This window comes from Rhizobium sp. 01N424 (assembly GCF_056399485.1).
On the sequence record NZ_JBFTRK010000002.1, the window covers coordinates 682,209 to 695,101 of the forward strand.

Genomic DNA, 12,893 nt, shown 5'->3' on the forward strand with positions numbered 1-12,893 from the left:
TCGGCAAAGAACTAGCATATGCTGCAGGCAAGCTCTATCGGCCCCCGACAGCGCTACCCCGCTACCGCCAAGCGCGCCTCATCGGCCCGAATTGGGGCAAAATTAGCGCTGGGTGACATAGTCCTCCACAGCGCTTTTGTAGCATTCCGTCGCACCCCTTACTGATGTCAGGCCGCAGGTTCGCCGCCTGCCCGTGCCTGGGCCGCATAGCGTGCGGCAGCGGCCATCGCCTCATGGTCCCGCCCGTCGCCGGAAACCTGCACCGTCGGCACCGCGAACTCGATGCCGTTTTCCTTGAAGGCGTTGCGGATCATCGCCAGTGCGTTGCGCCGGATGACGAACTGTTCCCCGGGCTTGGTCATCATCGACAGCCGGATCTCGATGGCGAATTCTCCGAATTGCTCAACGCCCTTCATCTTCAGCGTCTCGATGATGTGCGGGCCGAAATCGGGATTGTCGAGCAGCTGCTGGCCGATCTGCTTGACGACCTTCTTGGCCTTCACGAGATCGGTGTCATAGGTGACGTTCAGGCTGATCTTGTCGATCGTCCAGTCGCGGTTGAGGTTCTTGACCGCGCCGAGCTCGCCGAAGGGGACCGTCGTCAGCGGTCCCCGGTGATGGCGCAGCTTCACGGAGCGCAGGCTGAAGGCCTCGACCACCCCCTTGTGGCTGCCGCTTTCGATATATTCGCCGACCCGGAAAGCATCGTCCCAGAGATAGAACATGCCGCTGATCACGTCCTTGACGATGGTCTGCGCGCCAAAGCCGACCGCTACACCGACGACACCGGCGCCGGCAATCAGCGGCCCGATCTCGATACCCAGACCGGACAGGACCATCAAAACGGCAATAACGGCGATGACCACCGCGAAGATATTGCGGAAAATCGGCAGCAAGGTCTGCAGGCGGGCGCGCCTAGCTTTCTCCTCATCGGAGGCCGAAGCGTCGAGCGGCGAATCAATAAGCTTGCCGTTGATATAGGCTTTGACGATGTGCCACAGCAGGTCGGCCGCAAGCAGGATGACGATGCCGCCAATGGCGCCGCGAGTGATGCGATCGACCATGGTGTCGCCTGCCGCCATCCTATCTGCCGCAAAGCCCATGATCCGCCCCATCCAGACCGCCGCTGCCGCGATGATGATGGCGCGAACGCCGCGGTCCAGCAACACGGTCGCCATCCGGCGGTTGGCGAGGAAACCCGCTTCCGCCTGATGCAGCGAACGGACCGCGGCCGTCGCAACGCGGAGAACCTTCGGCAGAAGCAGGGCATAGATGCCGAGCCAGAGCAGCAACATGAAGCCGGTAACCCACAGGAGCCAGAGCGCGAGGAAGTAGATCGTCAGAAACCAGGCTGTTGCCGTGCTGTGCCTGACGCCATCGCTGGGGCGCGACCAGACCGCTTCGACGGCAATCAGGAAAAGCCCGATCCCGAGGATGTAGGCGACGAACAAGCGGGAGCCGACTGAAAAGCCGAGCGGCTCCATGATCTGGATCACCACCCAGCCAAAGGCGAAGTAGATGGCGAATATAGCCGAGCGCCGGAACCAGTACAGCGCCTTCGCACGGGAAATATCGCGCTCGCCGTCGGCGCGCGGCAGCGTCACCAGCACGACAAGCATCCGCCCGATGGAAATGGTGAAGCGGGTCGCGATCAGCGCGATCGCAACCGCAATCGCAATCGCCTGGCTCACCGGCGGCCAGCTGAAGGCAACCAGCGGAACGATCGTCGCCATGGCGAAGACGATGGCCGGGATGACGCGATAAAAGAGATTGGCGCCAGCGTGATGCAGGGCCGCTGGCTCCTCGACATCGGAGCGTCGGACGCGCGGACGCGGCGTCGCGGCGCGAAACAGCAGTTCGGCCAAAGTGCCGATCAGCAAGAGTGTCAGGCCCTGAACGGCGATCCAGCCCGGCCCTGTCGGCTCCACCTCGCGATCGACGATGCCGTCGGCAGCCTCGACCTCCTGCGGCAGTTCCATCGCCGCGTCCGAGACCATCTCGACATGGTGGCGCGCATGAGCAAGCAGGTCTGACAGCACCGACATCTGTCCGACGTCATCGGCCGCCGCCGCTGGCGCCGTCTTCATCTGTGACGCCATCCACGTCTGCACCTCGGGCGCCTGCATCAGCTGCATCATCTGCCGCACCTTCTCGGGCGGCGTGGCGGCATCGGCTGCGGGTGGCGCCGGCGCGGTCTGCGCGATTGCGCCGCCGGAAGCGTCGAGAAAAATCGTCAACGAAAACAGGCAAGCCCAGAGGCTCCCCCTCACGAACCTTGAACCCAACACCCGACGCCCTCCGGTATGACTGGAATCAACCATATCGCTTGCGATGCCATAGGCAATGGGCACGAAAAAACCCGCGCTCGGAAAGCGCGGGTCTTCAAGACTATATGAGTACCTGTTGGGCTTTACGCCTTCGGCTTCTCGACGTGACCGCCGAAGCCGGCACGCATCGCCGAGAGCACCTTGTTGGCGAACTCGTCCTGGTCGCGCGACGAGAAGCGGCCGTAGAGCGCAGCACTCAGCACCGGCGTCGGAACGCTTTCGTCGATGGCCGCCATGATCGTCCAGCGTCCTTCGCCGGAATCCGAGACGCGGCCGGCATATTTCGCCAGAGCCGGATCCGCATGCAGCGCATCCGAGGTGAGGTCGAGCAGCCAGGAGGTGATGACGCTGCCGCGGCGCCAGACTTCCGAAACATCCTGCAGATTGAAGTCGTAGCGGTAATGTTCCGGATGTGCGAGCGGCGCCGTCTCGGCGTCGGCCTCATGCGTCGCCGCGCCGATATTGGCATTCTTCAGAATGTTGAAGCCTTCGGCATAGGCGGCCATCAGGCCGTATTCGATGCCGTTATGGACCATCTTGACGAAGTGGCCTGCGCCATGCGGACCGCAATGCAGATAGCCCTGCTCTGCCGTGCTGTGTTCGCCGGCGGTGCGGTTTTCCGACGGCTTCACGTCGCCGACGCCAGGTGCCAGCGATGCGAAGATCGGCGACAGCGACTGGACGATGCCCTTTTCGCCGCCGATCATAAGGCAATAGCCGCGTTCGAGGCCGAAGACGCCGCCGCTGGTGCCGACATCCACATAATGGATGCCCTTGGTGATCAGCTCCGCGCCGCGGCGGATATCGTCATGATAATAGGAGTTGCCGCCGTCGATGATGATGTCGTCATCATGCAGAAGCGGCAGAAGCTGGGCGATCACCTTGTCGGTAATGGCAGCCGGCAGCATCAGCCAGATGGCGCGCGGACGCGACAGTTTCGAGACGAACTCCTCCAGCGAGCTGGCTCCGGTGGCGCCCTTGCCCGTCAGGTCCGCAACACTTTCCGGCTTCGCGTCATAGACCACGCATTCATGGCCATCCCGCATCAAGCGCTGGACCATGTAGTTGCCCATACGGCCCAAACCTACCATGCCAAGCTGCATTTTATATTCTCCTGGGAATCTAATCGATATGATTCCGGAAATTAGCACTCATGCCGCCGCAGGCAAGCGAAGTCTCTGTCACATTCGGGAGATGAAACCGCGCTGCCGTCCTTTCACGCCGCGAAACGTTTCGCGCGAAAGGTGTAGCCCTGTTAAAATCGGAGTGAAAAACTCAGTAAAAGAGCCGCCCTGAGCCCGGCGGCAAAGACGTATGGTAGTTGCATTGCAGCATGCCGCAGTTACCGGCGGATGCTTTCAAGCGGCCAATCAAAGCAGTCACGAAAATTTTCTATGCCCGAAATAAAGATGATTAATCTCTTTCTTTTCATACTCTTAACTTATTGCTCATCTTCGTCACAACACTGTCCCGCAAAATTTTGCACTTGGTGAGCAGTTGCCTTGGTGAAATCTCGATGGTACTTTTTGATTAACAACTAAATAAAAAAACAACGGGGGAAGTGCCCTTCAATTTCGATCTATGATTTGTCAGTTCAGGATTGAAGACTATGAAGGCCACACCAATTAATATTCATCCAAAAGACGTACGAATACTGTCAGCTTCGCGGATTGCCGGGTATTTGTTCGCATTCCTGCTGCTCTTCACCATCGGCATGTCCATGGTACCCAACCAGTTCTTCGTCGTTTCGCCGAAGGCGGTGATTAACGCGCCCGTGCAGATGATCGCCTCACCGATCTACGGCCGCGTCGATAAGATCTCGCTGCAGGTCGGCCAGGTGGTCAATCTCGGCGACGTGACGGCAACCGTCTCCAATCCCAATCAGGATCAGACGTCTCTCACCGGTCTCCGGCTTGAGAAGCTCGACCTGACGGAGAAGCTCAACAACACGATCAACGTGGTTGCCGAACGCAATGACCAGCTGAGCAAGGTCAAGGCGCAGATATCGGATGTGAAAGACGGGGTTTTGAGCGAATTGGGGGCGGTGATCAGCAACGCCCAATCGAACGTCTCGATCTACGAGGCACGGCTTGCCGAGCAGGATGCGCTGCTGCAGCGCGCCACCGTGCTATTGAAAAAGGGGATGACCTCCGAAGCAAGTGTCGAGCCGCAGCGCCAGAAACGCAATGCCGCCCAGGGCGAGCTCGATGCAGCCCGCGGCGAACTGAAACGCAACGAAATCGTCCAGTCGCTGGTCAGCCGCGACATCTATACGGGCGGCACGGTCGCAGCCAACCTGCTGACGCTGGAAATGCAGCGCACCAAGCTCGCCGGCGACATCGCCGAAGACAATATCGAGATCAACCAGATGACCGAGCGCAAGGCGCAGGTTGAGAAACTGATCAACCGCGAGGAAGGCCGACTCGGCAAGTCGGGGGCAGCCGAGGTGGTCGCAGACCATCACGGCCAGGTCGTCAGCGTCGACGCCTCCTTCGGCGATTTCGTCATGCAGGGCCAGGCAGTCGCCAAGTCTCTCGACTGCACCGAGGCGTTCGCTGCGGCGGTCTACAGAAGCCGGGACGTCTCCTCCCTCGATATCGGCACGCCGGCGATGGTCAATTTCCGCTCGCTCGGCGTCAAGAAAAGCGGCCACGTCTACAAGATCGTCCGCTACTTCGACAGCGGCCAGCAGAACCGCTATTTCGCCAAGTTTCCGAAGGCCGAGGGCGACGAGGTCTATGTCCTCGTCAAGGTCGACGACGATCCTGTCGAGCTGACCGCTGCCGGACAACCGAACAACGACAAGTTCTTTGGATGCAATGTCGGTGAGGACGTGATTGTCTCGCTTGGAGAGACCGTCGTCGCGCGCCTCACCCGCTATTCGAAAATGGCCGTCGACAAATTGTCAGAGGCGGACGGCCTGCTCTCCGCGTCGGCCTTTTTCGACAAGGGCCACAAGATGGCGAGCCTCCAGCAGTAACAAGCGCGCTTTCGCTTCACGTTATCGAGCGGCGATAACAGGGAAGACTTTGATATGGTTTTGCGTAGAACGTTCCTAGCGGCGATGCTCGCCATGGCGGCATTTGCCTTCATCCCACCGCCTGCTGCGGCCGCAGGCAAACATGACGAACTGGCCTGCACGCTCTGCGACGGCCTGGCCGCGCTGATGACGGGTGAACCGGAGCAGGCTTTCGTCTTTCGCAGTTTCGAACCGGCGAACGGCGGATCGAAGCTGCACCCGGCGCTCGACAATACCGGCTTCACCTATGACAACGCGCTGGCGATGATGGCGCTCTATGGCTGCGGCCGCGCCAAGGAGGCCAAACGCGTCGCCGATGCGCTGGTGTTGGCGCTGGAAACCGACCGCCACTATCACGACGGACGGCTACGCAACGCCTACCGGTCCGGGCCGGTCATAACAGGCAAGGACGGCATGCTGCTTCCTGGCTACTGGAGCACGGCCAGCAATTCCTGGATCGAGGACGGTTATCAGGTCGGTAGCGCGACTGGCAGCACCGCCTGGGGCGCGCTCGGCCTGCTTGCAGCCTATTCCGAGACCAGCCAGACGGCCTATCTCGACGGCGCCCGCAAGATCATGGACTTCATCCACCGTTCGACTGCCGACCCCAAGAACCCCGGCTATTTCGGCGGCTTCTTCGGCCACGAGCCGACGCCCGACCGGATGACCTGGAAATCCACCGAGCACAATCTCGATATCTACGCTGCCGATCATTGGCTGGCGACCATCGATGAAGCCGGCGACTGGGAACATGACGGCGAAAGCGCCAAGGATTTCCTCGACGCCATGTGGAATAAGGCGGAGGGCCGTTTCTATATCGGCAGCGTTCCGGACAGCAACGCGCCGAACGTCAACATGTCCGGCCTCGATGCCGAGCTGTGGCCGCTGATTGCCGTCAAGGATTTCGCCGCCAAGGCACCGCAGGTGCTCGAATGGACCGAGGCCAACCACGGCGTTCCCGGCGGCTTCGACTTCAACAACGATCGCGACGGCATCTGGCTGGAAGGCACCGCGCAGGCTGCGCTGATCTATCAGATGGTCGGCGATGCGCAGAAGGCGGAGCCGCTGTTCCAAACGATATCGGCCCAGATCTCACCCGAGAAACTGATCTACGCCACAGTCGACGAGCAGCTGACCACCGGGCTGCAGGTCGGGCCGAACTCCGAGCCCGGCGACTTCAAATATTATCGCCTGCCCCATGTCGGGGCGACGGGATGGGCCGTGCTCGCGGCACTCAGGCTCAATCCCTTCAATGCAGATTCCTTTGCGGCCAAGAACGAGGAAAAGCCATGTCCCCAGAAGTAGTCACCCTCTCGGATGCCATCCTCTTCTCGCTGGTGACGCTTGCCCTCATTCTGGGCTGCGCACTGCTGCTCGACAGCAACAGGAGCAAGGACCGCGCCGTCTTCGGCACCATCCTGATCCTGATGCTCGCCAACTACGTCTATTTCCGGCTGACGACGACGCTGCCAGCTTTCGACTGGAGCGCCTACGCGATCTGGCCGCGCATCTACCTGGCTTTCGAGGCCGTGGTCATCCTCTACACACTGCTGTCGATCGTCTTCTTCTTCCGTCGAACCGACCATACGGGAGCAGCCGATACCAGCGAGGCGATGATCTCGCGCATGGGAAAGCCACCGGCCGTCGACGTCTTCATCTGCACCTACAATGAGGATGTCACCATCCTGGAGCGGACGATCCTTGCCGCCAAGGCGATCGACTACGGCAACTTCACCATCTGGATCCTCGACGACGGGCGGCGCGAATGGCTGCGCGACTACTGCGGCGAACTCGGCGTGCGCTATCTGACGCGCGACGACAACAAGGGCGCCAAGGGCGGCAACATCAACAATGCCATCCGCTGGTCGAAGCAGATCACCAACGCCCCCTTCATCCTGATCCTCGATGCCGACTTCGCGCCGCAGCGGCCAATCCTCAAGCGCATCATCGGCCAGTTCGTCGATCCCGAGATCGGCCTGATCCAGACCCCGCAATTCTATTATAATGCCGACCCGGTGCAGCATAACCTTCTGGCGTCCAAAGCCTGGGTCGACGACCAGCGCATCTTCTTCGACGTCATGCAGCCGTCGAAGGACGGCTGGGGCGCGGCCTTCTGCGTCGGCACATCCTGCGTCGTCAGGCGCGATGCCCTTGAACTGATCGGCGGCATGCCCGAGGAGACGGTTACCGAAGACATTCATCTCACCTACCGCCTGATGCAGAAGGGATTGCGGACGCGCTGGCTGAACGAGCGGCTCAGCGTCGGCCTCTCCGCCGAAAGCCTGTCAGGCTACATCACCCAGCGCTGCCGCTGGTGCCTCGGCACCATCCAGGTCGCGCTTCTGCGCGACGGGCCGTTCTTCGGCCGCGGCTATACGCTGATGCAGCGGCTGCACTATTTCCATGGGCTACTGTTCTGGTTCTGCCGGCCGTTCATGCTGCTTCTGATGGCGGCGCCGATCCTCTTCTACTTCCTCGGCCTTCCGGCCATCCTGATGGAGCCTGAAGCCTTCTTCCTCTATGCCCTGCCGATGGTCGGCGCCATGTGGACCTTCCACGCCTGGGTCTCCGGCTGGCGCAGCCTGCCGCTGTTCACCGAGGTCTCGCAGATGGTCTCGGCCATTCCGATCACCATCGCCATCTGCCACGCCATCGCCCACCCCTTCGGGCGGCCATTCAAGGTGACGGCGAAGGGCGAGGACCGCACCCGCGTCGATATTCTCTATCCGATCGCCTCCACCTTCGCGCTGATCATCATCCTCACCTTCACCGGCATGCTGAACGGGCCGCTGCTCAGCAATTACAGCGGCCTCGACAGCTTTAGTGTCGCCTGGGGCATGGTGGTCATGGTCTATGCGTTCGTCTCGATGCTCGTCTGCATCGAGCTGCCGCGCGAGCCGCTGGACGCCATCAGGTTTCCGGTCGGGCGCAAGACGGCAATGACCTGCAACGGCCAGGCCCTGCCCTGCACCGTCGATAGTCTTTCTCTCACACAGGCGGAAATCAGCCTGCAGCAACCGCGTATCGGCATGAATGCCGGTGTCGGCGATCTGCTTCTCTTTTCGCCCTTCCCCGGCTTCGACGTCGCCGGACGCATCGACCGCATCGATCAGAACCGGTCGTCGTTCACGGTCTCCGTCGTCGCGGTAAAGGAACGGCGCGAAAGCGAGGATATCCACGCCCATCCGGCGATCGTCCGGCGCAAGATGATCCAGCGGCTCTACAGCGAGATGCCGGAAGCAATGCCGGGCCGGGCCTATCCGCTGGCAGCGCTCCGCGCCCTCTTCAGCCGCATGTTCCAGAAGCCGTCTGCCTATGCCGGCCAGATGCGAATGGCAGCCAACACCGTCTCCGTGCGCCGCTCCAGATGGCGCCCGTCGCCGGGCGGCATCCTGGCGAGCGGATCAAGGGCATTGCCGGCCCCGGGCCAGGGATTGCTGCCGCCCGCGGCCGAATAGGTCACTCCGAGGGCGGTTCCCAGGTATCCGGCTCCCGCACCATATGGACGATGCCGGCTGGATTGAGGATCCAGCCGCCGCGAAAGCTCTCGCCGAGCGGTTCGATGGCATCGCAGCGCGTCACCCCAGCCTGGCGAAGATGCTCTGCGGCCTGGCCGAAATCAGGCGTGAAGAGCTCCAGCCAGAGTTCCGCCTGGCTCATGCCCGGGCTCTCGTCGATCCAAAGCCGGATCGGTCCGAGTTCGAAGCCGCGCGTACCCTCATTGCCGATTTCCTTCAGCCCGACGACATCACGGTAAAAATTCAAAACGGGCTGATATTGGTGCGGCGGCACCTTCATCGCGACATCGACGCCGCCCTCGAAAGCCGCGCTCATGTCCGCGCCTCGTAGTCAGGCGCTTCGGCCGGCTCGCCGCGCATCTCGCTGAGGAACATGCCGTCGCGCAGATTGATGCCGTGTTCGACGAAGGCCTTCATGCAGCACAGCATGTTGGCCCAGCCCTCGCAATTGAGATAGGTGCCGCGCCGTCCGGCTTCGTCTTCGTGCCAGCCGTCTTCGGAGATGGTCACCATCGTGCCGCCATCCTCAAGCGCCTCGAACTTCATTTCGACCGTCGTCTTGTAGCGGACCTTGTCCGCATCCGTTCCGCCGTCCCAGCGCAGCACGATCAGGCTCTCCGGCACCAGATCGACGACCTCCACCGGCGCGTCCTTCCACCAGGTCACCGTGGTTCCCTTGACAAGCGGCGCGCTCGCGCCGCCGACCGTCGTGAAATAGCCCGAGAGCTTCTTCGGATTGACCACCGCATCGAAAACCTCCGCGACAGGCCGGCCGATCCGGCCGCCGACACGAATACCGAGGGACATGGCATTTCCTCCTCTTTTCCATTGTGATCGGCGTCATTATGTTATAAAAACATAACATGTCAAGCGAATCGGAAAACGACCCTGTCTTCAAGGCCCTCGCCCATTTCCGGCGCCGCGAGATCCTCGACCTTTTGAAGGACGGACCGCGCACGACCGGCATGCTTTGCGAAAATTTTCCGGATATGGACCGCTGCACGGTGATGCAGCATCTGAAGGTTCTGGAGGAATCCGGCCTAGTGATCGCGAAGAAGGAGGGCCGCGAACGCTGGAACCACCTCAACAGCCTGCCGATCAAACATATCTACGACCGCTGGATCAGCGCCTATGCCGGGCACGCGCTTTCGATCATCGACCGGTTGAAGAGCGATCTTGAAGCGCAATAGAAAACGGGCGCCGAAGCGCCCGTTGATTGCATGACCGTTCAGGCCGCCCTGCGCATCGGCTCCGCCGCCGAAACCACCCGCCGGTCGAGAGCCGCACTCTTCAGCGTCAGAAGCAGCGCACCAACGACCAGAATGGCGCCGACCCATGGCGTCGCCTGCAGGCCAAGCGGCGACTCGACGACCAAGCCGCCGATCCATGCGCCTGCGGCAATCCCGAGGTTGAAGGCGGCGATGTTCAGCGCCGAGGCCACATCGACGGCTGCCGGCCGAACCTGCTTGGCAAGCTGAACGACATAGAGCTGCAGGCCCGGCACATTGGCGAAGGAGAGGAAGCCGAGCGCCGCCAGCGTCGGGATCGTCAGCCAGGGAGAGACGGCCGTGAAGCTGAAGAGCACCAGAACCGCGGCCTGGGCAACGAAGAGCCAGGTCAGCGCCCGCACCGGATCCCGATTGGCGATCCGCCCGCCGACGATGTTGCCGGCAGCGATCGCCAGGCCGTAGAGCACCAGGATGAGGCTAACTGAGGAAGCCGAGAAGCCGGTGACCTGCTGCAGGATGGAAGCCAGAAAGGTGAAGGCCACGAAGGTGCCGCCATATCCGAGTGCCGTCATTCCAAACACCATCAGCAGGCGCCCGCTACCGAGGACGCCCGCCTGCTGGCGCAGCGTCGCCGGTTCAGCTCTCGTCAGCGTCGATGGCAGCAGGACGGCAATCGCAATCAGGGCGATGACGCCAAGCCCGGCAACGGCTGCGAATGTCGCGCGCCAGCCGAAAGTCTGGCCGATGAACGTGCCGAGCGGCACGCCGGTGACGATTGCCACCGTCAACCCCATGAACATCATAGCGATGGCCGAAGCGCGGCGATTTTCTGGAACCAGACCGGCAGCGATCGTCGAGCCGACCGAGAAGAACACGCCATGGGCAAAGGCCGACAGCACACGGGCAACCAGCAGCGGCAGGTAGCCGGGGCTGAGCGCGGCCATCGCATTGCCGAGGACAAACAGCGCCATTAGCCCGAGCAACAGCGGCTTACGCTCGATCCGGCCGGTGAGCGCCGTCAGGATGGGCGCACCGAAAGTGACGCCGAGGGCGTAGACACTGACGATCAGGCCGGCGAGCGGCAAGGTGATGTGAAGGTCATCGGCCACGGTCGGCAGCAGGCCGACGATGACGAATTCGGTGGTTCCGATCGCGTAGGCCGCGATCGTCAAAGCAAAAAGTGCAAGGGGCATAATGAGATCCGATGTGACAGCCGCATCTGAAAGGCGCGGCAAATTCTTGTTCGGCTCACAATATGGGCGACCGCCATTGCGACGATAATCCTGATGAAAATCCCAACACTTGTGAATTCAATTCACCAAATGGACCTCACTCCGGTATGCGCGACAGCCGTCCGTTTGTAAAAATTGGAAATAGTTTGTGACTAAGTCTATACAAAACCTGATGTTTTTCGACTTGCGGCGGAAAACGACATACCGGATATTGAAGGCAACTTCGAGGACGCCGTTATGATCAGAATGATTCAAGATCCCGCCGAACTGGCCGGAGAAGACATCACTGGCAAATATATCCTGCGCAAGCTGAACTATCACTGGTTCGCTTACGGCAAGGCCGCGATCGTGACAGCCTGCAAGGGCACGATTCTGCATCTCGACCGCGAAGAGACCGTTTTCTCCGAGCGCTGGGGCCGCCGTGCGTATACCGGCAATGGAAAGCGCTATCCGGGCGGCATCTGTCCGATATCGGCCGTTGCCTGCGTCTGCGATACCCCGGAGGACGTCAACGCCGTCATCCAGCTCGATGTCGATGCACAGGACGAGTTCTACCAGCTGATCGCCAAGGCCGAAGCAAGAGTGCAGGCGCTAGCCGCCTCCTCGCAGAACACCATCTATCTGGCTGCAGCCGAATAAGAACCTATTGCTGCGGCCCTGTCTGGCTGAGCAGCCATTGCCTGAAGAGCGCGACTGACGATTTTTCCAGGGCGCCCGCCGGATAAAGCATCGCATAATTCAATGCCGCCGGCTGCTGTTCGACGAAACAGCGCACCAATTTTCCCGACTGAAGATCTGCATCCATCAACGAACTTCGAACGAGCGCAAAGCCTTCGCCCCGGCCGCAGGCTTCCAGCATCTCCTCGAATGTGTCGAAGACCTGTGCTTCCCGCACCGCTTCGCCAATATCGAAACCGGCCAGTTCATGCGAATTCAGGTCGCCACCAACCTGCTCGAACCATCGCTGCCAGTCGAGAACCGTATGACGCATGCCGCGATAGGCAAGCAGAGGTGCCGCACGAACCGCACCCCGGCGCGGAAGCCGCGCGGAGACTTCCGGCGCACACACCACGAATTCGTCGTCGAGCAATAAGGATTCGGTCACAAGCTCTGAGCCGCCATGCCCAAGCCAGATCGCCAGATCGACGCTGGTGAAATCGGGGCGCTGATAGGTGACCGCGGTGCGCACCTCAATCTTCGGATAACGGCGGCAGAAGGCCTCCAGACGTGGCGCCAGCCATTGGCTGGAAAATTCGGGTGTCGTGGCAATGACCAGCGAGGGATCGAGGCTTGCCGCACGGCCCTGATGCAGCGCCGTCTCCAGTGCGGTCATTGCCGCAGAAATGTCCGGATGAAGCTTCGCTCCGAGAGCCGACAGCCTGGCCCCATGCCGCCCGCGGTCGAAAAGCCGTCCGCCAAGCCAGCCTTCGAGCTGCGCGATCTGGTGGCTGACTGCCGTCTGCGTAAGACCCAGCCGCTCCGCCGCTTTGGCAAAGCCGCCGGTTTCCGCAATGGCGCAGAAGGCCTGCAATGTGGCGACAGGCGGCAGAACGCGATTTGGCATGAAA

The 12,893-nt window shown here is 61.4% G+C and carries 11 protein-coding genes; 5 read left to right on the top strand and 6 right to left on the bottom strand.

Annotated elements, in window-relative coordinates; translation table 11 throughout:
• Positions 1–167: 167 nt before the first annotated feature.
• Positions 168–2,321 (bottom strand): mechanosensitive ion channel family protein, encoded by a 2,154-nt coding sequence (locus tag AC1DNK_RS09125; protein ID WP_477940926.1) that lies wholly within the window; start codon positions 2,319–2,321, stop codon positions 168–170.
• Between the two features lie 89 nt (positions 2,322–2,410).
• A complete protein-coding gene (gene gnd, locus AC1DNK_RS09130; protein WP_112385460.1) occupies positions 2,411–3,430 on the bottom strand; it encodes a phosphogluconate dehydrogenase (NAD(+)-dependent, decarboxylating) in 1,020 nt (339 codons plus the stop codon).
• Between the two features lie 578 nt (positions 3,431–4,008).
• On the opposite strand from gnd, the gene AC1DNK_RS09135 reads away from it, so the two are divergent.
• The 3 genes from AC1DNK_RS09135 to AC1DNK_RS09145 are packed head-to-tail and all read left to right on the top strand — an operon-like array spanning position 4,009 to position 8,804.
• Entirely contained in the window at positions 4,009–5,307 is a 1,299-nt protein-coding gene (locus tag AC1DNK_RS09135; RefSeq protein ID WP_442210124.1) for an HlyD family secretion protein, read from the top strand.
• Between the two features lie 54 nt (positions 5,308–5,361).
• Entirely contained in the window at positions 5,362–6,651 is a 1,290-nt protein-coding gene (locus tag AC1DNK_RS09140; protein ID WP_477940590.1) for a hypothetical protein, read from the top strand.
• Complete coding sequence (locus AC1DNK_RS09145; protein ID WP_477940592.1) at positions 6,636–8,804, top strand: glycosyltransferase family 2 protein; 2,169 nt, start codon at positions 6,636–6,638, stop codon at positions 8,802–8,804. The genes AC1DNK_RS09140 and AC1DNK_RS09145 overlap by 16 nt, the downstream gene beginning before the upstream one ends.
• A gap of 1 nt (position 8,805) precedes the next feature.
• On the opposite strand, the gene AC1DNK_RS09150 is transcribed toward AC1DNK_RS09145, so the two are convergent.
• The gene (locus AC1DNK_RS09150) at positions 8,806–9,180 is read right to left on the bottom strand and encodes a VOC family protein (RefSeq protein WP_112538697.1); all 375 of its coding nucleotides are present in this window, start codon (positions 9,178–9,180) and stop codon (positions 8,806–8,808) included.
• Entirely contained in the window at positions 9,177–9,671 is a 495-nt protein-coding gene (locus AC1DNK_RS09155) for an SRPBCC domain-containing protein (protein WP_477940594.1), read from the bottom strand. The genes AC1DNK_RS09150 and AC1DNK_RS09155 overlap by 4 nt, the downstream gene beginning before the upstream one ends.
• Positions 9,672–9,727: 56 nt before the next feature.
• Here AC1DNK_RS09155 and AC1DNK_RS09160 point away from each other — a divergent pair, with 56 nt between their 5' ends.
• The gene (locus AC1DNK_RS09160; protein ID WP_112385466.1) at positions 9,728–10,054 is read left to right on the top strand and encodes an ArsR/SmtB family transcription factor; all 327 of its coding nucleotides are present in this window, start codon (positions 9,728–9,730) and stop codon (positions 10,052–10,054) included.
• 38 nt (positions 10,055–10,092) lie between these two features.
• On the opposite strand, the gene AC1DNK_RS09165 is transcribed toward AC1DNK_RS09160, so the two are convergent.
• Positions 10,093–11,286, bottom strand: coding sequence for an MFS transporter (locus AC1DNK_RS09165; RefSeq protein WP_477940596.1), 1,194 nt, complete (start codon positions 11,284–11,286; stop codon positions 10,093–10,095).
• 276 nt (positions 11,287–11,562) lie between these two features.
• Between AC1DNK_RS09165 and AC1DNK_RS09170 the strand changes: the two genes are divergently transcribed.
• Entirely contained in the window at positions 11,563–11,964 is a 402-nt protein-coding gene (locus tag AC1DNK_RS09170; RefSeq protein WP_112538695.1) for a hypothetical protein, read from the top strand.
• Positions 11,965–11,968: 4 nt separating this feature from the next.
• On the opposite strand, the gene AC1DNK_RS09175 is transcribed toward AC1DNK_RS09170, so the two are convergent.
• The gene (locus AC1DNK_RS09175) at positions 11,969–12,889 is read right to left on the bottom strand and encodes a LysR substrate-binding domain-containing protein (protein ID WP_477940598.1); all 921 of its coding nucleotides are present in this window, start codon (positions 12,887–12,889) and stop codon (positions 11,969–11,971) included.
• Positions 12,890–12,893 lie beyond the last annotated feature (4 nt).